Source organism: Pseudoflavonifractor hominis (assembly GCF_014288125.1).
GTDB lineage: Bacteria > Bacillota > Clostridia > Oscillospirales > Oscillospiraceae > Pseudoflavonifractor_A > Pseudoflavonifractor_A gallinarum.
This window is the reverse complement of sequence record NZ_JACOPR010000001.1, coordinates 190,774-211,774: the sequence shown is the minus strand read 5'-3', so window position 1 is coordinate 211,774 and position 21,001 is coordinate 190,774. Positions and strand designations below refer to the sequence as shown.

The 21,001-nt window shown below is 60.9% G+C and carries 15 protein-coding genes and 1 tRNA gene; 5 read left to right on the top strand and 11 right to left on the bottom strand.

Annotation, left to right across the window (positions count from 1 at the left end; all coding sequences use genetic code 11):
- Positions 1-45: 45 nt before the first annotated feature.
- On the top strand, positions 46-1,149 hold the full coding sequence (locus H8S34_RS01040) for a glycosyltransferase family 4 protein (protein WP_186962808.1): 1,104 nt from the start codon (positions 46-48) through the stop codon (positions 1,147-1,149).
- A gap of 14 nt (positions 1,150-1,163) precedes the next feature.
- A complete protein-coding gene (locus H8S34_RS01035) occupies positions 1,164-2,702 on the top strand; it encodes an O-antigen ligase family protein (RefSeq protein ID WP_186962807.1) in 1,539 nt (512 codons plus the stop codon).
- A gap of 58 nt (positions 2,703-2,760) precedes the next feature.
- Here the strand turns inward: H8S34_RS01035 and H8S34_RS01030 are convergent, their stop codons facing one another.
- Genes H8S34_RS01030 through H8S34_RS01020 form a run of 3 tightly spaced genes read right to left on the bottom strand, consistent with a single transcriptional unit; the run spans position 2,761 to position 9,031 of the window.
- Positions 2,761-5,997 (bottom strand): apolipoprotein A1/A4/E family protein, encoded by a 3,237-nt coding sequence (locus tag H8S34_RS01030; protein ID WP_186962806.1) that lies wholly within the window; start codon positions 5,995-5,997, stop codon positions 2,761-2,763.
- Positions 5,981-8,434 (bottom strand): efflux RND transporter permease subunit, encoded by a 2,454-nt coding sequence (locus H8S34_RS01025; RefSeq protein WP_186962805.1) that lies wholly within the window; start codon positions 8,432-8,434, stop codon positions 5,981-5,983. Before H8S34_RS01025 ends, H8S34_RS01030 begins: the two co-directional genes overlap by 17 nt.
- Positions 8,435-8,437: 3 nt before the next feature.
- Positions 8,438-9,031: a TetR/AcrR family transcriptional regulator gene (locus tag H8S34_RS01020; RefSeq protein WP_180956883.1), complete on the bottom strand. Its 594-nt coding sequence runs from the start codon at positions 9,029-9,031 to the stop codon at positions 8,438-8,440.
- Positions 9,032-9,322: 291 nt separating this feature from the next.
- Here H8S34_RS01020 and rpoN point away from each other — a divergent pair, with 291 nt between their 5' ends.
- Positions 9,323-10,681 (top strand): RNA polymerase factor sigma-54, encoded by a 1,359-nt coding sequence (gene rpoN / locus H8S34_RS01015; protein WP_101693513.1) that lies wholly within the window; start codon positions 9,323-9,325, stop codon positions 10,679-10,681.
- Between the two features lie 83 nt (positions 10,682-10,764).
- Here rpoN and H8S34_RS01010 read toward each other — a convergent pair whose 3' ends face one another.
- The 5 genes from H8S34_RS01010 to pepF all read right to left on the bottom strand — a co-directional run bounded on the left by H8S34_RS01010 (position 10,765) and on the right by pepF (position 15,106).
- Positions 10,765-11,238 carry a threonine/serine exporter family protein gene (locus H8S34_RS01010; RefSeq protein ID WP_186962804.1) on the bottom strand — a complete coding sequence of 158 codons (474 nt, stop codon included), beginning with the start codon at positions 11,236-11,238 and terminating at the stop codon, positions 10,765-10,767.
- Complete coding sequence (locus H8S34_RS01005; protein ID WP_366485530.1) at positions 11,235-12,011, bottom strand: threonine/serine exporter family protein; 777 nt, start codon at positions 12,009-12,011, stop codon at positions 11,235-11,237. Before H8S34_RS01005 ends, H8S34_RS01010 begins: the two co-directional genes overlap by 4 nt.
- A gap of 225 nt (positions 12,012-12,236) precedes the next feature.
- Positions 12,237-12,875 (bottom strand): flavodoxin family protein, encoded by a 639-nt coding sequence (locus H8S34_RS01000; RefSeq protein ID WP_101693511.1) that lies wholly within the window; start codon positions 12,873-12,875, stop codon positions 12,237-12,239.
- Positions 12,876-13,073: 198 nt separating this feature from the next.
- A tRNA-Ala gene (locus H8S34_RS00995) sits at positions 13,074-13,149 on the bottom strand.
- Between the two features lie 151 nt (positions 13,150-13,300).
- Positions 13,301-15,106: an oligoendopeptidase F gene (gene pepF / locus H8S34_RS00990; protein WP_186962803.1), complete on the bottom strand. Its 1,806-nt coding sequence runs from the start codon at positions 15,104-15,106 to the stop codon at positions 13,301-13,303.
- A gap of 241 nt (positions 15,107-15,347) precedes the next feature.
- Here pepF and H8S34_RS00985 point away from each other — a divergent pair, with 241 nt between their 5' ends.
- Together H8S34_RS00985 and H8S34_RS00980 are read left to right on the top strand one after the other, a co-directional pair.
- A complete protein-coding gene (locus tag H8S34_RS00985) occupies positions 15,348-15,581 on the top strand; it encodes a hypothetical protein (protein ID WP_101693509.1) in 234 nt (77 codons plus the stop codon).
- Positions 15,582-15,821: 240 nt separating this feature from the next.
- The gene (locus H8S34_RS00980) at positions 15,822-16,301 is read left to right on the top strand and encodes a phage holin family protein (RefSeq protein WP_101693508.1); all 480 of its coding nucleotides are present in this window, start codon (positions 15,822-15,824) and stop codon (positions 16,299-16,301) included.
- Positions 16,302-16,415: 114 nt separating this feature from the next.
- Here the strand turns inward: H8S34_RS00980 and H8S34_RS00975 are convergent, their stop codons facing one another.
- The 3 genes from H8S34_RS00975 to H8S34_RS00965 form a co-directional block, all read right to left on the bottom strand.
- Positions 16,416-17,270 carry an undecaprenyl-diphosphate phosphatase gene (locus tag H8S34_RS00975; RefSeq protein ID WP_207724860.1) on the bottom strand — a complete coding sequence of 285 codons (855 nt, stop codon included), beginning with the start codon at positions 17,268-17,270 and terminating at the stop codon, positions 16,416-16,418.
- A gap of 171 nt (positions 17,271-17,441) precedes the next feature.
- Entirely contained in the window at positions 17,442-19,265 is a 1,824-nt protein-coding gene (locus H8S34_RS00970; protein ID WP_186962802.1) for an ABC transporter ATP-binding protein, read from the bottom strand.
- Positions 19,249-20,994, bottom strand: a complete 1,746-nt coding sequence (locus H8S34_RS00965) for an ABC transporter ATP-binding protein (RefSeq protein ID WP_186962801.1) — start codon at positions 20,992-20,994, stop codon at positions 19,249-19,251. Before H8S34_RS00965 ends, H8S34_RS00970 begins: the two co-directional genes overlap by 17 nt.
- Positions 20,995-21,001 lie beyond the last annotated feature (7 nt).

Genomic DNA, 21,001 nt, shown 5'->3' with positions numbered 1-21,001 from the left:
GGTTTCTGTCCACATCAATCAAGAAAGAAAAGGAGGGTCCTTTTTATGATGAAGGTCCTCTATCTGCTCAACTTTGCCGGGAAGGCCGGCACCGAGCGGTATGTAGAGACGCTGGTCCGCTATCTGAACCACACCCGGGTGGAGGCCTATTTCGCCTACAACGAGGGCGGGCTCCTGGTGGAGCGTCTAGAGGAGATGGGCGTGCCCTGTCGCCGGGTGGAGATGCGCCGCCGCTTTGACTTCAAGGCGGCCAAAGAGCTGGCCGAGCTGTGCCGGGAGTGGGAGATCGACCTGGTCCACTGCCACTACCTGCGGGAGCACTACACCGCCCTGCTGGCCAAGAAGTACAACCCCCACATCCGGGTGGTATACACCAACCACTTCGTGCTGGCTAACGATGCCATGACCCGCCTGTCCAACCGCTGGATGGACAAGCGGCAGGATCAGATGATCGCCGTGTGTAACAAGGGAAAGGAACAGCTCATCGCCAACGGCTGGTCCGGGGATCGGATCCAGGTGATCTTCAACTCGGTGGACCCGGCGGCATGGGCCGGGGACCGGTCGGAGTCCACCCTGCGGCAGGAGCTGGGCATCCCGGAGGACCGGTTTGTGATGCTCTGCGCCTCCCGTTTTGCCGAGGACAAGGGGCACAAATACCTCATCGACTCCCTCAAGCGGCTGACCACCATCACGGCGGTGCCCTTCACTATGGTGCTGGCGGGAGACGGGCCCCTGCTGGAGCCCTCCAAGGCCCAGGTGAAGGAACTGGGGCTGGAGGAGCAGGTGAAGTTCATTGGCTTCCGCAAGGACATCAAGAACCTCTACAAGGGTTCGGACCTGTATGTGAACGCCTCGGAGCACGAGGCCCTGTCCTATCTCATCATCGAGGCCATGGCAGCGGGACTGCCCGTCATCGCCACCGATATGGGCGGCAACCGGGACATCGTCAACGACGAGGCCGGCTGCGGCGCGCTGGTGCGGTATGACGATCCGGTCTCCATGTCGGAGGCCATGAAGCGCCTGATGGAGGACCCGGGCCTGCTGGCGCGGTGCCGCGAGGGGGCGCTGCGGACCATCGACGAGAAGTTCGAGATCCACAAGTGGATGGAAAAGACCTATGCCGTCTATGAGGCCGCACGGAAACGCTGAAAAAGGAGAATCCCATGTCAATTGCAGAAAACAGTATCTTACTGCGCTTCCTTCTGGGAATCTGGCAGGTCCTTGCCGGGGCCTGGGGGGAGAGCGCTGTGGGGCGGGTGTTTGCCCGGATAGGCCGGGCCATCTGCCGCTGGGTGCAGGGAAGCGCCCTGTGCCAGTTCGTCTGGCGGGAGGGCACCCTGCCCAAAAGCTGGCGGGAGAGCGTATCCTGCTCTCTCTTCACCCTGATTTTAAACCTGCCCTGTACCCTGGTCCGGTGGATCTACCGGGTGGGGAAGGGTGTGTGGGACGGAAGCCTGGTCTTCCGTGCCCTCTCCGCTATGGGCGGGGCCAGCTTCTTCCTGATGGGCCTCTTCCTGCTGGTGATGCTGATCGCCCCCCACCAGATCTGGAACAATGCCTACGGCCTGCTGGGCGCGGTGGGTGTGACCGCCCTCTTTGTGGTGGGAAGCGCATCCCGGCCCAAGCACCATCTGGAGAGCACCATCTTCGGGCCCTATATGCTCTTCTATCTCATGTGCATCGGCTGTGCGCTGGTGGCCAGTCTGTCCACCCGCCTGTCCATGCGCTTCTTCTCGTTCCATGTGATCTCCTTCCTCATCGTGGTGCTGGTGGTCAGCTCGGTGAAGCGGTATGAGCAGCTCCGGCTGATGGTGGCGCTGGCGGTGGCCGGAATCACGGTGGCCGCCCTGTATGGCTGCTATCAGGGCTATGTGGGCGTGGAGATCGTGGCCTCCCAGCAGGATATGACCGTCAACTACGGCATGCCCGGGCGGGTCTACTCCTTCTTTGATAACCCCAATAACTTCGCGGAGCTTCTGGCCATGCTCATCCCGCTGGATCTGGCGATTCTGCTCTCGGCTAAAACGGTGCGGGGCCGCTTTTGGTCCTTTGTGGCCCTCTTCCCTTGCGTGGCGGCCATTGGCCTGACCTACGGCCGTGCGAGTTGGATCGGCCTGGCCTTGGCGATATGTGTATTCATCGCCCTGGAGAACTGGCGCCTGGTGCCGGTGATGCTGGTGGCCGGTCTGTGTCTCATTCCCTTCCTGCCCGAGACCATCTATAACCGCATCCTCACCATCGGCAATTTGAAGGACTCCTCCACCCGCTACCGCTTGGCTATCTATGATGCATCAGTGGATCTGATGCGGGACTACTGGTACAAGGGCGTGGGCCTGGGCACTGACGTGATGAAGCAGGCCTTCCACGCCTACCCGGCCATGTATGACGGGAGCTTCCCCATTCATCTACACAACAACTACCTCCAGATGTGGGGCGAGACGGGAATCTGGGGCTTTTTGAGCTATCTGGCCATGCTGGCCTACACCCTCAAGACCGGCGTGAAGCAGTACTATCAGACCATGGACAAGCGAGTGCGCCATATGCTGGCCGCCGCCCTGGGAGCCTTCTGCGGGATTCTGGTGATCGGCTTTGCCGAGTACACCTGGTTCTATCCCCGGAATATGTTTATCTACTGGTTCCTGGTGGGCGTCATCATGGCCTGCGTAAAGCTCTCCCGGATGCCCCGCCGGGAGGAAAACTGAACAGAGTGCAAGAGAGCGGGCCGTCTGCCGGAAAGCAGACGGCCCGCTTTTTTTGTTCTTATACCGGTGCGGAAGGTTGCTCGGTTTCGGCCGCCGGAGTGCTCCGGGGCGTGGCGCGCCGACGCCGGAAGAGGAGCAGGCCGCCGGCCATCAGAAGAAGGACACCCCCGCCGCAGCCAATCAGCAGGGGGAGGGAGGGCCCCGGCTTCACGGCCAGAAGGAGGGAACCGGAGGAGGGCGCGGAACAGACCAGATAGCTGCCGTCCACGGTGGCATCCAGCTCGGTCAGTGCTCCGTCCTCCAGGAGGAAGACCCGGGCGGAGGGGTCCTCACTGCGCAGGCGCAGTGTGACCTGAGAGGGGACCTCCGCGTCGGGATCGGTGATGTCGTAGGAAGTGCTGTCCAGCACCTTGAGGCCGGAGGGGAGCAGGGCGGCATCACAGTTCCAGTCGGCAATGCTCAGACGGGCCGCAGGTGAAAAGCTGCCCTCGGCCAGGAGCAGGGGCTGTGTGCCGCCCGAGGAGATGGTGGTGGTCCAGTTGTCATAGACCGCGTGGACCGTGACGCTGCGGCGGAGATTGACCTGTGGGAAGTCCTCCCAGGTGCCGTAGCGCCCTTCCCAGACGGGGACGTCGGGGATGTCCGAGGGGTCTATGCTGCCGCCGTATTCCACAGGAATGGAGCGGATCACCGTTCCGTTGGAGACAAAGGCGACCTGGAAATCCAGAAAATCGGCGGGCAGATCGGGCAGTGCGGAGAAGGCATCATAGGAGAGCCCTTCGGCCTGGCCGGTGTAGCTCATGCCGTCCACGCCCCCCAGCTCTTCCTGGAGGAAGTAGTTCTCAGAGACCGTGCCGTCGGCGGTCCCGGCCACGGCGCCCAGCTGTTCGCCGGAACTGTCGATGACGGTCATGGCGAGACAGCCGGAGATGTCCCGGCCCTCGCCGGCGATCCCGCCCAGGGCGTCGCCGCCCTTCAGTTCGGCCTGGGCGGCACAGTCCCGGATGACCGAGCGGGAGAGCCCGGCGATCCCGCCGGCCTGTCCGGCGTCATCCGTCTCCACACGGCTGCGGCTGACGCACTGGAGAATGGCGCCTACCTCGCCCCGGCCAACAATGCCGCCGGCCGAGTCCTTTTTGGCGGTGATATCTCCGTCGTTGCGGCAGCCCAGAACGGTGGCGGTGAGCAGGACTGTGGTGTCCACTAGAACCTGCTCATCCTCCAGGTCCAGATCCTGCTCCGGGTCCTCCCCCAGCTCCAGGGAGACCATACCGGCGATCCCACCCACATTGGCATCGGCCTGGATGACGCCGGTATTGGTACAGGTGCTGATTCGGCCCGGACCGGTGTCCGCATGGTCGGCGGAGATGTCCTGCACCGTCTTTTTCGGCTGGTCGGTCAGCGCCCGGATGGCGGCCCGGGCCACATCCAGCTGGGTGAGGATGGCGGTCGTGGTGGTGTGGACGTCCTGATTGACCGAGGAGGCGCCGCTGGTCATCTTCTCCACCTGGTCGTGGATCAGGGAGAGCTGGGCATCAATGTCGTCGGCCGCACTCTGTCCCTTGTCGCTGGCGGTGTCCCAATAGGCTTTGAGGGTGTCAGAGATGAGATCGGTCTGGGTGCTCACCGTATGGAGGGAGTCACTGGCGGACTGCCCATAGGCGGAAGCGCTCTTCCGCAGGGCATCGGTGGCCTTGTCCAGGGCGGAGAGAGCGGCATCGGCATCGTCCCAGTCCTCCTGAAGGTCGTCACTGGTGTCCTGATAGATGCGGTTGAGGGAAGAGCTGAGGCTCTTGCTGATGGAGGCGATGTTGCCGATGGCAGTGCGGATACCGTCCAGATGGCCGCGGATGTCCACGCTCTGGATGGCATCGGCCGCCTCCCGCAGGGCGGCGAGCTTTTCACTCAGCGAGCCATCCCCGCTGACGATGCGCGCCACATCTTTCACAAAGTTCTGGAGCTGCTCCAAATCGCGGTGGAGGGCGTCCAGATTGCCGCCGATCCCCTGGTCCACCTCCCGCTGGATGCGGGAGAGGTCACTTTCCAGGGTGTCAAAGGCGTCGGTAAGACCGGCATCGGCATCTCCCGCCAGGTGATCGGCCGCGGTGCGCAGGTCCGAGATGGATTTGTCCATGGCGCTGAGCTGCCGCTCGGCGTCGGCCCGGAAGGAATCGGTGCAGTCCAGCAGGAGGTCCAGGGCCTGGCCCATGGACTGTGAGGCGGTATAGATGGTCTGGATGGCGGCATCCGCGTCTTCCATTCCCTCGGTACCGGCGGCATGTGTCCGATCCCGGATGGCGTCCATGGCGTCGCTGATGGCCTGGGTGTCCTGGGCGGCGTCTCCAGCAGCGTCACTGAGCTGGTCAGAGAGGGTCTGCATCTGCCCGGAGAGGTTGGAGAGGGCCGCATCCAATTCCTCCATAGGGTCCGTCCCGAAAGAGAGCTCCACATGGGGCTCCAGCTGTCCCACGATGCCGCCCACATCCTTGCGGCCGAAGATGCTCCCCGTGTTGCGGCAGGAGACCACCGCTCCGCTCTGGAGCCCCACGATGCCGCCGGTGTTGTAGCCCAGATGGGGGTATCCCAGGTCGGCGTCATTTTCACAGAACTGGATGGTGCCCGTGGAACGGCCGGCGATGCCGCCGGTGTTGCTGGGTGCGCTGGCTTCGCCGTCCTGGTTGACGGGACCGTGGTTCACACAGTGCTCCACGAGCCCGTCGTTGTGCCCGACGATGCCGCCGGCGTCGGCGGAGGCCTTTACCTCGGCCTGGTTGGTGCAGCCGCGGATCACGCCGCCGGTCTCGTTGATGCCGGCCAGTCCGCCCACCCGGCTCTCCCCCTCCACCTGGCCGGAGACGGTGCAGTTGGCAAGGGTGCCGCGGTTCTGTCCGACCAGAATTCCCACATCGGAGCGGGAGCCTTCGGGGGAGAGGACGGCGTCCTCCACCGTCAGATCGGAGACCAACGCGCCCGCCTCGATGCGGCGGAACAGGCCGGCCTGGGAACCCCGCTGGGTGTGGTAGAAGTGGGTAATCTTGTGGCCGTTTCCGTGGAAGGTACCACAGAAGACCGGGATAGAGGTAAATCCGCTGCCCGAGAGATCCAGATCGGTCTGAAGCTCCACGGTCAGCCCTTTGGAATAGGCGTCGCTCTGGCAGGACTGAGCAAAGTCTAGAAAATCGGTGATGCTGGAGATAGAAATGGTATCCCCGGCAGCCCAGGCGGGAGGGAGCAGACTCAGGCAGAGGACCAGGGAGAGCAGCGCCGCCGCGGAACGTTTAAGGATGGTCTTCATGGTCTTCCTCCTGTAAGAGATCGGGTTTCTGGTAATGGCTCTCGATGAGGGCGTCCACACTGCCGTGGAGCACGCCCTTGAACTCACCGTCGATGAAGCCGGAGACATGCCCCCGGACATGGCCATCCAGGCGCATGGTGCCCTGGTTGAAGCGCTGCTTCCGGTCCCGGTTGAGGGTGATGGCGGTGCGCTCAATGAGGGCGTCACCCAGCAGCAGGAGCTGGGGCAGGACGGTCATGACCAGCAGGATGGAGGTGAGGGTGCCCCGTCCGAGGGCCAGTCCCACCGAGCCGATGGTGGCGTCCGTGGAGATATTGCCGATGAGGAAGCCGGCCACCGACATGACGCTGCCCGAGGTGAGTACCGTGGGGAAGCTCTGGTTCAGGGCCTGGACCACCGCCTCCCTGCGGTCCATCCGGGTCTTGAGATCCAGATAGCGGTTGGTGATGACAATGGCGTAGTCGATGGTGGCGCCCATCTGAATGGAGGAGACCACCAGATAGCTGAGGAAGAACATGTTGGTCCCCGTGAGAGCGGGGAAGGAGAAGTTGATCCAGATCGAGCCCTGGATGGTCAGCACCAGCAGGATGGGAAGTCCGGCGGACTTGAAGGTAAAGAGCAGGATGACCATGACGAACAGGGCGGTCAAAATGCTGATCTTCAGGTTGTCACCGGAGAAGGAGCTGGAGAGGTCGAAGGCGTTGGTGGAGTTGCCCACCAGCACCACATCGTCACCGTAGTGGGCTTTGGCGATGCTGCGGATCTGATCCAGGAGGGCATAGGTCTCTTCGCCCTCCTGGGGGAGATCGGCCACAAAGACCAGGCGGGACCAGTGTTCGCCCCGCAGCTGCTTGAGCCCGGCGTCCAGTGTCTCCTGGAGGTCCTCCACCTCCCGGGCCTGCTCTCCGCTCAGGGAGACCACGCCCTTGTCCTTTTGCTCTAACAGGAACTCAAAGACGTCCACCAGGGGGGCTGTGTATTGGTCCACGTCCTGGAAGATGGCCCCGTATTCCTCGTTGGAGAGGCCGTAGGCCTGATAGAGAAGCCGGGCCAGCTCCACATCCACGCCGGCCAGCTCTGCAAACTGACGGGGGGTGAGCTGGTCGGTCAGATAAGTACCGTCCTCCACCTCGATATTGGCAAGGCCCGTGGCCGAGGTGATGTTGGGGAGGGCTTCCACCTGCCGGAGGACCTGGCCCTCCTTCTCGTAGTCGCCCCGGGGGACCAGAAGGGCGATGGTATTGGTCTGGCCAAAGGTGTCGGCCACCTTCTCGTCGGCAATGCGCCACTCGGGCTTGTTGTCAAAGTCGGTGTCCGTGTCGATAAAGACATAGTCGCAGCCATTGGAGAGGACCGCGCAGACGATCACCACCACCAGGAAGATGGGGGGAAGCAGAAAACGCAGCTTGACCACGCCCTGGCCCCAGAAGGTGATCTTGGGAACCAGATTCCGGTGCCGGGTGCGCTCGATGGGGGTATGGAAGAGCATCAGCAGACCGGGCATGAGCAGGAAGACGCACAGCATGCTGCATACGATGCCCTTGGCCAGGACGATGCCCATATCAAAGCCGATGCGCAGCTGCATGAGCATCAGGGCCACCAGACCGGAGATGGTGGTGAGGCTGGAGGAGGAGATCTCCACAATGGCCTTGGAGAGGGCGGTGATGTCGGCATCCCGGGCGTCCAGTCCGTTGTCCCGCTCCTCCATATAGCGGTGGCAGAAGATGATGGCGTAGTCAATGGCCAGCGCCAGCTGAAGGACAATGGCAATGGAGTTTGTGATAAAGGAGATGGTGCCGAAGATGAAGTTGGTCCCCATGTTCAAAATGGCGGCCACGGCAAAGACAATGAGGTAAACGGGGACCTCCATATAGCTCTTGGAGGTGAAGGTCAGCACGATCACGATGACGGTCGCCGCGATGAGCAGAATGACCGACATCTCCTTCTGGAGGCTGACCGAAATATCCCGGCCCACCGTGGTGGAGGGATAGGCGTCATAGCCCTCCAGAAGGGTATTGATGGACTCCATGGCCGCCACGGTATCGGGGTCGGTCTCCTCCCCGTCAAAGGTGACGGAGAAGAGGGCGGAGGAGTCCTTGTAGTGCTCCTCTGTGTGATCAAAGACCACCTCGGAGACCCCTTCGATCTGGGAAATATGCTGTGAGAGGGCATCTGCCTGCTCAAAGGTGATGTTGGACACCATGACATTTGCGGTGCCCAGGGTGACGAACTCCTCCTCCATGATGGTGAGGCCCCGGCGGGTCTCGGTGTCGGCGGGGAGATAGGAGGTGATGTCATTGTTGATCTGCACCTTGTTGATGGAAGCAGCACAGAAGATGCTGGCCGCCAGAAAGACCAGATAGAGCGCCTTGCGCTTGTCTACGATGAAGCGGGCGAGCTTGATAAGGAAGGTTTCACTGTTTTTACTCTGAGACATCGGTCAGCCTTTCTCCGCACAGATGGATCGGCCGGGCAGGAAGTGGTCCAGATGGCGTACCAGGACCTCTTCGGTCACGGGCATATTGTGCTCCACCCACCAGTAGACGAGGCTCGCCATTGCGCCGGCATAGAAATGGGCCGTGATTTCGGGATTCAGATCGCCCCAAATACCTTGAAAAGAGGGCTGAGTCAGATGTTGGGACATACGCTGAGACAGGGTGGACTCCAGCGCCAGTGCGCCGAAGTGATCCTGCGTGCCCAGTCCCACCTGGAACAGGCTGCGGTGCTGGCTGAGGAAGACCAGCGCGCTGTGGGCCACGGCCAGGAAGAAGTCGTGCGGAGAGAGGGAGGGAGAGGCTGCCGAGATCTCAAATTCCTGGAGGATGCTTTCGATGGTATAGTGCAGCAGCGCCTGTTTATCCTCAAAATGGGCATAGAAGGTCGTGCGGTGGACCATGGCGCGCTGGCAGATGTCCACCACGGAGAGGGAGGAGAAGGATTGCTCCTCCAGCAGTGCGACCAGAGCCTGCACCAGCAGGTGCCGGGTACGTTTTTGCCGCAGGTCCTCCTTGGAACGGCGGATTGTTTGCGTCATAGGGATGCTCCTTTCCGGTGTGCCTGGGATGGTGTGAGATAGCATAGCACGCAAAACAACACATGTCAAGATAAACAACGAATGTAGATTATCTTATCAAACGGATGGGAAAACAGCAAATTATGTGCCAACTCATAAATGGGAATTGAAATATGTACAGGGCCATGCTATACTATGTCGAGAATAGCGCAGGAATCCGGTATATTAGCTGGATTTATTAGGCAAAAAAGCAAGAGAATTGGTAGAGAAAGAGATGCGGTGCCATGGGGCTGCCGCCAAGTGGTGAGATGAATGGAACTGAACCTTGTACAAAAACAGACGCAGACGCTCTCTCCCCTGATGATGCAGTCCATGGAGATCCTCCAGATGGGGACACAGGAACTGATGGAATTTGTGGACAAGACCCTTCAGGAGAACCCGGTGCTGGAGCGGGAGGACCGCTTTGACTCGGGGGAAGAGGACGGGGAGCTCCTCCGGCGGAAGCTGGAGTGGCTGGAGAGCAATGACCGGCAGAACCGTACTTACTACCAACAGGATGACGAGGACCGCCCGCTGGAGAATTACGGCGTGGACCAGGGGGAGGAGGAGACGCTGTATGCGCACATCCTCTTTCAGATCCGCGGGATGGAGTTGGATCCCGCCATCCGGGAGAGTGTGATCTTCCTGGCCGAGAGTCTGGACCGCAGCGGCTGGCTGGATGAATCACTGGAAGTCCTGGCCGAGGATTCCGGTCTGCCGATGGCCGATCTGGAGGAGGGGCTGCGTCATCTCCAGAGTCTGGAGCCTGCGGGGGTGGGCGCGCGCAATCTGTCCGAGTGCCTGTGTATCCAGCTGCGGCGGCTCTATCCCAGAGATCTGCTTGCCCTGCGGATCGCCCAGGAGTGTCTGGAGCCGCTGGCCCGCAACCAGTACGGCTTGATCGCCCGGCGTGTGGGAGCCGATGCCCAGAAGGTGCGGACGGCCTGTGACCGTATCCGCACCCTGAATCCCCGCCCGGGCGCGGGGTTTGCCGGTCGGGAGGCGCCCCACTACATCACGCCCGATCTCCGGGTGGTGTGGGAGTATGACCATTTTGAAGTATATCCCAATGACCAGTGCTTTCCGGAGTTGAGCCTGAGCGGGTATTATACCCGGATGCTCCGGGAATGCGGAGAGCAGGAGGTACAGAATTATCTGTCCGATAAAGTGCGCCAGGCCAAATGGGTCATGCGGAGCATCGAGCAGCGGCGCAGTACGCTGCTGTCCTGCGCGAAATGTATTTTGAAGTTCCAGGAGGAATTTTTCCGCCAGGGACCGGGGCATCTGCTGCCGCTGGCGCTGTCTGACGTGGCTGAGGTGGTGGGCGTACATGAGTCCACGGTGAGCCGGGCAGTGAAGGACAAGTACCTCCAGTGTGACAAGGGGCTCTATCCCCTCTCCTATTTCTTTTCCCGCAAGCTGGGGGAGGGCGGCGAGGGCATGTCTCCCGATACGGCCAAGGCCCTTCTGCGCCGGCTGATCGACGAGGAGGACAAGCATAAGCCCCTCTCCGACCAGCATCTGTGTGAGCTGATGACCGAGGAGGGCTGTCAGATCTCCCGCCGCACGGTGGCCAAATACCGGGAGGAGATGAACATCCCCTGTACCAGCGGCCGAAAGCTCTTTGCCTAAACGGAATGGAAAAAAGCGTCCCGATCTTCCACTGTGTATCGACACAGAGAGATCGGGACGCTTTTCTAAACAGAGGGCGAAGGTCATTGCGGATTGTTTCCGTCCTGCGGATTGACGTTGCGCCGCCAGCCGAAGAGCCGGGCGGGGAGCGAGTAGCCCGCCAAAATTCCCAGCGCGATGGCCACGGCAAACATCAGCGTGGTATAGGCCTGGGCCACCGCCTCATCCGGCTGGTTCATAAAGATATAGTACGCGGTATAGTAGATATAGGCTCCGGGCACCAGTGTAAAGATACCGCTGAGGAGAAAGACCAGGGTGGGCGTCCGCCGCAGGGTGGAGAACCACCGGGCGCATGCGGTCAGGACCAGGGTGGCCAGAAAGGTGGCCAGAGGCGTGGAGTCGGAGCTCCACTGCACCAGCCGGTAAACCAGCCAGCCGATGGCCCCTACCAGGCCGCAGAAGGGGAAATGACGGGGTGCTACCTGAAACAGAATGGAAAAGCCGACGGTACCCACCGCGGCGGCCACCAGCTCCAGAAGAAAATGGGTGAGATTCATAGGACGATCCCTCCAAAGAGCGTATTCCAGGTCGTGATGACGCAGCCCACGCCGACCGCGATACAGCCGGCGACCAGTACGGCGTCCGTCAGACGGACCAGACCGGCGATATAATCATTTTCCATAAAATTGCGCACGGCAATGGTAAGGGGCACGCCGGGCACCAGAGGGAAGATGGCGCCCACGATCATCTTGTCCAGATGGTCTCCCAGCCCCAGGTGGAGCGCCACGCAGCAGAACAGCGTGACCAGCACACTGCTGAGGATATTGGTCATCACCTTGCGGATGTGGAAGCGGTTGCAGAAATTGAGGATGAACACATAGAGCAGCAGCCCGGCCAGGGCGGACATGGCGCAGTCCCGCAGATTTCCGCCGAAGAGAAAACCGAATCCGCCGGCGCCCAGAGCGGAAGCCAGGGTGAGGGCCACTGGCCCCGCGCCCTTGATGGCGCGAATGCGGTGTACTTCGGCCTTGGCCTCCTCCGGACCAACCACACCGGCCGCAATCCGCCGGGAGAGATCGTTCATGGCCTCCACCCGCTCCAGGTGGATGGGGGTGAGCGGAATATGCCGTACCTGACAGGAATAGAGCTCGCCCTCCACAATGGCAGAGACAAAAATACCGTTGGCGATGGTAAAGACGCTGCACTCCCGCAGACCGAACTGCCGGGCGGCGTAGACCATCAGCTCATTGGTGCGAAAAATTTCTCCTCCGTTGGAGAGCATGGTCTCCCCCAACAGAAGGACCAGATCAAACAATTCCTTTTGACTCACAGAGCCCCCACTCCTTTTTCCACTCCCTTTGCGGGTATAACGGTACTAGAAACCGACCGCTTTGTCAAGTGGAGAAAAAGCCAGCGGTATCACAGCGGATTCTGAGGAATTCGACCAGGGCGGGGGAGAAGCTCCGCGCCCTACACGGACGTGAAAAAAACCGGGGACAGGCTGCCTGTCCCCGGTTTTTGCAGATCGGAAAAAGCGTGTGTTCCCGGCCGTTTTTTATACCATCTCGTGTCCGGCCTTGAGGGCCTTGGCCACCTGGGCCACCTTCCGGCCCAGCGTCCGGCAGTTATCGATGCCGATGGGATCGTCCATGGTCGTGGAGCCGTCACCGGGATTCCACAGCATGGCGCCGCCGTAGATTCCGCCGCCGCAGGAGCAGATGTTGATGCCGTGGGTGGAAAACAGATTGTGGATGGAGCGGAGCACCGCCTCCTGTCCGCCGTTGCGGGTTCCGCCCACCACGATACCGGCGCCCACCTTGTACTGGAAGAAAGAGGTGTTGTCGACGCTCAGCTTCCAGGAAGAGCGGAAGCGGCTGTAAAACTGTGCCAGCTGGGCAGTGACGTTCATATCATAGACCGGACAACCGATGATGATGCCGTCCGCCTGGAAGAACTTATCATACAGTTCGTCCATATCATCGTGGAATACCGTGCAGCGGTCCGAGTCGTCCCGCAGACACTTGTTGCAATGGATACAGGGTGCGATTTTTCGGCCGAAGAGCTCCACCAGTTCCACCTCGACCCCATCGATGCTCTGAGCTCCCTCCATCGCAGCCATCAGACCGGCGTAGGTGGCGGAACGCGCCTTTGGGCGGGGACTGCCGCAAACCAACAAAAGCTTGACTTTGTCCATCCGAATTCCCTACCTTTCATATTCTCCGTTTGCCAAAAGGCAAAAGTCATAATAAGAGTATACGACGAAGTGCAAAAAAAAGCAAGTGGTATCTGTGAAATTTTCTAGGAGCAGCCAAAAGAGAAGTGTAAAACTTGTGCAATTTAGCAGAGCGCCCAACGCAAAAAAGACTTGAAACCGAAGTTTCAAGTCTTTTCATGGTGGAGATAAGCGGGATCGAACCGCTGACCTCTTGAATGCCATTCAAGCGCTCTCCCAGCTGAGCTATACCCCCATATTCACTTATCGCGCCGCCGGACCGGCGACTCAACGTTGGATATTATAGCGTTTCGTGACGCATTTGTCAACCCTAAATTGAAAAAAGAACAGATAAATTTGGAGAGGCCCCGGGCAGACCAATTTGTCCGCCCGGAGCCTTGGGAAAATTACGCCTCCATGAGGGACTCCATCTCATCCAGCAGCTGATCGAACAGGTCCAGTGCGGATTGGATGGGCTGGGGGGAGGTCATATCCACCCCGGCGCCCTTCAGCAGGTCGATGGGGTCCTGGCTGCATCCGCCGGAGAGGAAGTGCAGATAGTCCTCCACGGCCTGGGGTCCGCCGGAGAGGATGCGGCGGGACAGCGCGATGGCGGCGGAATATCCGGTGGCATACTGGAAGGCATAGTAGTTGTAGTAGAAGTGGGGAATGCGGGACCACTCCAGGGCGATGGCGTCATCCGAGACCATGTCGGGACCGAAATAGGCCTCGTTGAGGGCCTTGTACTCCCGGCACAGGAGGTCGGCGGTCAGGGTCTCCCCCTGGGCGGCGAGCTCGCCCATGCGCAGCTCAAATTCCGCAAACATGGTCTGCCGGTAGAGGGTGCTCTTGAACTGCTCCAGGAAATGGTTGATGAGGAAGGCGCGGGAGCGCTTGTCGGAGGTACGGGCGAGCAGATGCTCCATCAGCAGGGTCTCATTGCAGGTGGAGGCCACCTCGGCCACAAAGATCACATAGTCCCGGTAGACCGTGGGCTGGTCCCGGTTGGAGCGGTAGGAGTGGACGGCGTGCCCCAGCTCATGGGCCAGGGTGAACATGCTGTCCAGATCATCCTGATAGTTGAGGAGAATATAGGGGTGGACCATGGCACCCGACATGTATCCGCCCGAGCGCTTCCCCACATTTTCGTACACATCGATCCAGCGGTGATCCAGCGCCTCCCGGAGGATGGATTGGTACTCTTCCCCCAGGGGAGCCATGGCCTGGTAGACGGTCTCCTTGGCCTGGTCGTAGGGGAAGGCCGTAACACCGCCCGAGACCATGGGAGCATACACATCATACATATGCAGCTCATCCACCCCCAGCAGCTTCCGGCGGAGGCGGACATACCGGTGCATCTTGTCCAAATTGGCCCGGACCGTGCGGATGAGGGTGTGATAGACCGATTCCGGAACGTGATTGGCATCCAGAGAGGCGGAGAGGGCGCTGGGGTATTTGCGGGCGGTGGCAAAGAATTGCAGCTGCTTGACCTGGGAGGACAGCGTGGCGGCCAGGGTATTCTTCATTCCGCCGTAGGAGGCATACAGCCCCTCGAAGGCCGACTTGCGCAGGGCGCGGTCCTCGCTGGCCATGAGGAGGGTGTAGGAGGCGTTGGAGAGAGGATGCTGCACCCCCTGGCTGTCCACCGCCGGGGGGAAGGTGAGATCGGCGTCGGTCAGCTTGGAGAAAATATCATCCGGGGCCTGGGCCATGTCACCGGCGGCGGCCAGGAGCCGCTCCTCGGCGTCCGAGAGGGTATGGGAACGGCGGCGCTGGATGTTGTGGAAATAGCGGCGGTAGAGGGTCAGCTCCGGCTTTTGGGCATAGAAGGCCTCCAGCTGCTCCTCCGGAATGGAGAGGACCTCCGGCGTCTCAAAAGCGGTGGCGCGCAGGAAGTCCACATAGAGGGACATGGCCTTGCCCACCATGGCCTGATAGGTGTCTACGCGGGTATCCTCGTCGCTTTTGCGCTGGGCATAGTCCAGCAGCTTGGAGAGCCGCTCGCCGGCCTCCTGCTCCAGTGTGACATAGTCGTACAGCGTATCCGCGCCGGAGCCCAGACGCCCGGCATAGCTGCCCAGGGTGTCGATCTGGGTGCGGAGGAGCTGGGCATCCGTATGCCACGCGTCGTCCGTGGGATAGAGGTCGGCAGTATTCCAGGTATAGGCCTCCGGAATTTCACTGCGGAGGGGGATCGTTTTATGGTCAGGCATGAAGAGAGCCTCCTTTTCAGAATGATAAGGTGGGTTGGAAAACAGGGTACACCACACGATTAGTATGGTAACACGGCGGAGTGCATATCACAATGGGCAAAGAAAAACTCAAAAGTATCTTGACAAGATGCTTTTGGCTGAGTATACTATTGGTATCCTGACAAGATATTTAAGAAAGGTTTTGTATGGCTCTTTTTTTCAAACAAAAAGTATCTTAAAAAGAGCTAAAAGGGAGGAGTATATGGCAACACTGCTGGAATTATCAGAGCGGTATCTGGAGGAGGCGGAGCGGCTGAAACAGGATATTGCCTGCCGCAGCCGCCTCCTGCCGGAGCTGCTGCCCGAGGAGCAGAAGGCGATGGAGCACGATCTTCGGCTGCTGCGTCAGATGCTCCGGGAGACGCGGGAGATCGGCAACACCCTGCGCCACTACTATGAGCCGTCCTACTGGCGCAATCGCAAGTACATCTGCTGAAGCCCCGAGAGGGGAGATTGGACCGCCAAAGGGCGGAGAAATGAGGAAAGAGAGGAAGGTACGATGGAGATGGATTGGAACATGGGACGTACCGAGAGGTTCTGCCGCGGCACACCTTCGCGCTGTGCGGAGCATAGCATTGCCATAGAGGGTATGCGCCGGCCTCCGGTCCGGAGGGAACTTGGCTGCGGCGGGCCGTTCCATGCCAAGGCACAGGTGGAGTGAAAGGAGGTGATGGATATGGATCTGAATCATGTGAAAGCGTGGAAAGCCGCCGGGACCGCTCTGTTGGGCGGTCTGACCGCCTTCTGGGGGTGGTTGGGCTGGCTCGTTGTGGGCTGGCTGGGCTGTATGTGCCTGGACTATATCACAGGCTCGGCTGCGGCGGCCAAGGCGGGAAAGTGGTCCTCCCAGACCGCCCGGGACGGGATCTGGCATAAGGCGGGTATGATCGTGGTGGTTTTAGTGGCCGCCGGGGCGGATCTGCTGCTCTGCCTGGTGCTGGACCAGCTTCCGGTCATCCAGCTTCCCATGACCTACCGCGGACTGGTCTGTCCACTGGTGCTGGTGTGGTACTGCATTACGGAGCTTGGCTCCATCGGGGAGAACGCCATGGCCATGGGCGCGCCGGTCCCACGCTGGCTGCCCAAGCTGCTGGAGGCGGGAAAGAACGCGGTCGACCAGGTAGGAGAAAGCCTCCCCACGGAGGAAAAGAAATAGAATACAGAACAAAAGTATCTTAAAAAGAAAAGATCCACCGGGAAAACGGTGGATCTTTTTTGTGCAATAAGAATCTTGCTGAGATATTATAGATACCAAGCAGGAATGGCTGGATCAGGCTGTCAGAAGGGCGCGGGCGCCAAAGAAGAGCAGCACGATCACGCCCAGGACAATGCGATACCAGCCAAAGGGCTTGAAGTCATGCTTCTTGACGAAGTCCATCAGGAAGCGGATGCACAGCAGGGAGACCAGGAAGGAGACCACGAATCCCACCAGCAGGATGGCGGCCTCTTCTCCGGTAAAGAGAGCCTGACCGGCCATCAGCTTTTTGGCAGAGAAGGAGCCCAGCTTGAGCACGCTGACCCCCACCATGGTGGGGATCGCCAGGAAGAAGGAGAACTCTGCGGCCACCGGGCGGGCACAGCCCAGGAGAATGGCGCCCAGGATCGTGGCGCCGGAGCGGGAGGTGCCGGGGATGATGGACAGGGTCTGGAAGAGACCGATGTACAGGGCGATTTTCCAGGAGAGATCGTCCGTGCGGCGCAGAGTGGGGGCGGCATGCCGGTTTTCAATGACTAGGAAGCCCACACCATAGACGATCAGGGCGGCAGCCACCACCCAGGGGGTCATCAGGTGGGTGTCCATCCAGTCATTCAGAGGCAGTCCGATGACGGCCGAGGGGATACAGGCCAGCACGACCTTTCCCCAGAGCGTCCAGGTCTGGGTGCGCTGCAAGGTATTTTTCCGGGGAGAGAAGGGGTTGAGCTTGTGAAAAAAGAGGACCAGGACGGCCAGAATGGCGCCCAGCTGAATGACGTAGCGGTACATATCCATAAATTCGGTGGACACGCGCAGCTGGATGCACTCATCCAGCAGAATGAGATGCCCGGTCGAGCTGATGGGCAGCCACTCGGTGATGCCCTCCACAACGCCGAACAGCAGGGACTTGAACAGTTCCAGAATAAACATGGGACGCTCCTTTCATATGACGGGGTCTGACCGGAAACACCGGTCAACTGCCAAGTATACCATGCCGCGCCGGGAGAAACAAGCAGAACCGGGCGGATTGCGCCACAGAAAAGAGAAGGGGCGGGGACCATTCTGGTCCCCGCCCCCAAACAGTTCCGCAGAAAGCGAGGGTCAGGAGAGCTCGAACATGCCGTGATAGAGCTGGTAGTAGATGCCCTTTTGCGCCAGCAGTTCGGCGTGGCTGCCCCGCTCCACCACCCGGCCCTGCTCCAGAACCAGGATGGCGTCGGCATTGCGCACGGTGGAGAGGCGGTGGGCGATGACAAAGACAGTACGCCCCTCCATCAGCCGGTCCATCCCCTGCTCAATGAGAGACTCGGTGCGGGTGTCGATGGAGGAGGTGGCCTCGTCCAGAATGAGCACCGGGGGATCGGCCACGGCGGCCCGGGCGATGGCCAGGAGCTGACGCTGACCCTGGGAGAGGTTGGCCCCGTCCCCGGTGACCAGCGTATCGTAGCCCTGGGGGAGCCGTCGGATGAAGGAGTCGGCGTTGGCGATGACGGCAGCCCGTTCGATCTCCTCCTGCGTAGCATCCAGCTTGCCGAAGCGGATGTTGTCCGCGATGGTGCCGGTGAAGAGGTGGGTGTCCTGGAGGACCATACCCAGGCTGCGGCGCAGGTGGTCCTTGCGGATGCGCCGGACGTCGATCCCATCGTAGGTGATGGTGCCGCCGCTCACCTCATAAAATCGGTTGATGAGGTTGGTAATGGTGGTCTTGCCCGCGCCGGTGGAGCCCACAAAGGCGATCTTCTGACCCGGCTTGGCGTAGAGGGAGAGGTCGTGGAGGATGGTCTGCCGCGGCTCATATCCAAACTGCACATGGTCAAAGCGCACATCCCCCCGGAGGGGCACGTCGGGCGCACCGGGCTGGGCCGGGTCCCGCCAGGCCCACGGGGAAGGACCTCCTTCCGTGCGGACCAGCTCCACAGAGCCCTGGTCGATCTCTGGCTCCTCCTTCATGACGGCGAAGATGCGCTCGGCTCCGGCCAGGGCGGCCAGGAGGAAATTCCCCTGCTGGGTAAACTGGTTGATGGGCATGGCGGACTGACGGACAAAGACCAGATAGCTGGCCAGGCTGCCCACATCCGACCAGCCCAGGATCACCATGATCCCGCCCAGAACGGCGATGACGGCATAGTTGATATAGGAGATGCTGACCACTGCGGGGATCATGGTACCGGCAAAGCTCTGGGCACTGGTTCCCGCCCGGCGCAGGTTTTCGTTGCGTTCCAGGAAGCCCTGGAGGTTGGCCTCCTCATGGCGGAAGACCTTGACCACCTTCTGTCCTGCCACCATCTCCTCGATGTAGGCGTCCAGCTCGCCCAGGTATTCCTGCTGCCGCTTGAAGTAATATTTGCTCCGCTGGCCGCTGTACCGGATGTAGAGGAACATCCCGCCGTAGCCCACCACCACGATCAGGGAGAGCCGCCAGTTGAGGAGGAAGAGAAGGGCCAGCGTGCCCACCACCTGAATGAAGCTCTGGATTAGCATGGCAAAGCTGTTGTTCAGGGCATCAGAGATGGTATCCACGTCGTTGGTGAACAGGCTCATCAGCTCCCCCTTGCGCTGGCTGTCAAAAAAGCGCAGAGAGAGGGTCTGGAGATGGGCGAAGAGATCCCGGCGGATGTCGCTGAGGACCTTCTGGGCTGCCCGGACCATGATCTGTGTGTAGCCCAGTGTGGACAGGGCCCCGGTAGCATAGATGGCGGCGGCGATGGCCACCCCCACGGCCAGACCGGAGAGGCTGCCCTCTTCCATGACCTGGTTGACGATGGGTTTGATCATATAGGTGCCCAGGAGACTGGCGGAGGCGCTGACCGCGGCCAGGATCCCCACCAGGATGAGCAGCACCCGGTGCCGGCCCAGATAGGAGAGGAAGGTGCGCAGGGTCTGCCCCAGGTCCTGGGGGCGTTTTCCGTTAAAGGGCTTGGCCATCGTTCTGACCTCCTTTCATCTGGGAAGCATAGATCTCCTGGTAGATGGGATCGCTCCGCAAAAGCTGATCGTGGGTGCCCACGGCGTGGACCCTGCCGTCCTCCAGGAGAATGATCTGATCGGCCTGCATCACGGAGGTGACGCGCTGAGCGATGATGATCTTGGTCACATCGGAGAGGGAGGAGAGGGCTCGGCGGATGCTGGCCTCGGTGGCGGTATCCACCGCGCTGGTGGAGTCATCAAAAATCAGGACCTTGGGCCGCTTGAGGAGAGTGCGGGCAATGCACAGGCGCTGCTTCTGCCCGCCCGAGACATTGACGCCGCCCTGTCCCAGATCGGTGTCCAGTCCGTCGGGCATCCGGGAGAGGAACTCGTCCGCGCAGGCCATGCGGCAGGCCTGCCAGAGGGTATCGTCGTCGGCATCCGGGTCGCCCCAGCGCAGATTGTCCCGGATGGTGCCCGAAAAGAGGACGTTTTTTTGCAGAACGATGCCCACTGCGTCCCGGAGCGTACCAAGGTCATAGTCCCGCACATCGTGTCCGCCCACCCGGACGGTGCCTAGGGTGGCGTCATAGAGGCGGGGAATGAGCTGGACCAGTGTGGTCTTGGCCGCTCCGGTGCCGCCCAGGATGCCCACCGTGGCCCCGGCCGGGATGTGGAGGTTTACATGGGAGAGGGCATAGGTCTGCGCGCCCTGCACATACTGAAAGGACACATCCTCAAAATCGATCTCCCCATTGGGGACCGGCCCCACCGGAGCGGCGGCGTCGGTGAGCGCGGGGACCTCCTCCAGCACCTCCCGGATGCGTCGGGCGCTGGCCAGAGAGCGGGTGAGGAGGAGAAATACGTTGGAGATCATCATCAGGGAATTCATCACCTGGAGCACATAGCTCAGGAAGGCGGTCAGATCGCCTACCAGCATTCCGCCCACCAGCATCTGCTTCCCGCCCTGCCAGAGGATGAGCACGATGGCGGTGTACATCACCGCCTGAAAGGCGGGCAGGTTGAGGACCGCGTGGCGGAAAGTGTCCCGGCTGGCGTCGGTCAGCTCATCGTTGACCTTGGAAAATTGTTCGGTCTCATAGCTGCCCCGGACAAAGGCCTTGACGGCCCGGATGGCGGTGAAGCTCTCCTGCAGGCGGCCGTTGACATGGTCCACCGCCTGCTGCTGCCGGCGATAGAGGGGGCTGACCTTGTGTACGATGAGGGCCAGAATGATGCCCAGAATGGGGGCGGTGAGCACAAAGACCAGGGCCAGGCTCGGGTTGAGGAAAAAGGCCAGACCGATTCCCATAAAGAGCATGACCGGGCTGCGGACCAGGGGGCGCAGGCCGGCGTTTACCGCATTCTGCATGACCGTGACATCGGTGGTCATGCGGGTGACCAGGGAGGGAGTGGAGAAGCGGTCCAGGTTGGAGAAGGCGTAGTCCTGGAGCCGGCGGTACTCCGCCTGGCGCAGCTCCGCGCCGAAGCCATAGGCCGCCCGGGCGGCATAGCGGGCATAGAGCAGACCGGTCACCAGGGCCAGGACGGCGCAGAGCACCATTTTTCCGCCCTGTTGGAGGAGAAAGGCAATGTCGTGGTTGGCCACCCCGATGTCCACCATGTCGGTCATGAGCAGCGGGATAAGCATCTCAAAGACACACTCCACAAAGACCAGAAAGATGGCCAGAAAGAGATCCCGGCGATAGGGTTTCAGATAGGAAAAAATATGCTTCAAGTCTTTCATACCGCAT

Coding starts and splice junctions, on each gene's coding strand:
- H8S34_RS01040 (WP_186962808.1), top strand. CDS start 46: ATGATGAAGGTCCTCTATCTGCTCAACTTTGCCGGGAAGGCCGGCACC.
- H8S34_RS01035 (WP_186962807.1), top strand. CDS start 1,164: ATGTCAATTGCAGAAAACAGTATCTTACTGCGCTTCCTTCTGGGAATC.
- H8S34_RS01030 (WP_186962806.1), bottom strand. CDS start 5,997: ATGAAGACCATCCTTAAACGTTCCGCGGCGGCGCTGCTCTCCCTGGTC.
- H8S34_RS01025 (WP_186962805.1), bottom strand. CDS start 8,434: ATGTCTCAGAGTAAAAACAGTGAAACCTTCCTTATCAAGCTCGCCCGC.
- H8S34_RS01020 (WP_180956883.1), bottom strand. CDS start 9,031: ATGACGCAAACAATCCGCCGTTCCAAGGAGGACCTGCGGCAAAAACGT.
- rpoN (WP_101693513.1), top strand. CDS start 9,323: ATGGAACTGAACCTTGTACAAAAACAGACGCAGACGCTCTCTCCCCTG.
- H8S34_RS01010 (WP_186962804.1), bottom strand. CDS start 11,238: ATGAATCTCACCCATTTTCTTCTGGAGCTGGTGGCCGCCGCGGTGGGT.
- H8S34_RS01000 (WP_101693511.1), bottom strand. CDS start 12,875: ATGGACAAAGTCAAGCTTTTGTTGGTTTGCGGCAGTCCCCGCCCAAAG.
- pepF (WP_186962803.1), bottom strand. CDS start 15,106: ATGCCTGACCATAAAACGATCCCCCTCCGCAGTGAAATTCCGGAGGCC.
- H8S34_RS00985 (WP_101693509.1), top strand. CDS start 15,348: ATGGCAACACTGCTGGAATTATCAGAGCGGTATCTGGAGGAGGCGGAG.
- H8S34_RS00980 (WP_101693508.1), top strand. CDS start 15,822: ATGGATCTGAATCATGTGAAAGCGTGGAAAGCCGCCGGGACCGCTCTG.
- H8S34_RS00975 (WP_207724860.1), bottom strand. CDS start 17,270: ATGTTTATTCTGGAACTGTTCAAGTCCCTGCTGTTCGGCGTTGTGGAG.
- H8S34_RS00970 (WP_186962802.1), bottom strand. CDS start 19,265: ATGGCCAAGCCCTTTAACGGAAAACGCCCCCAGGACCTGGGGCAGACC.
- H8S34_RS00965 (WP_186962801.1), bottom strand. CDS start 20,994: ATGAAAGACTTGAAGCATATTTTTTCCTATCTGAAACCCTATCGCCGG.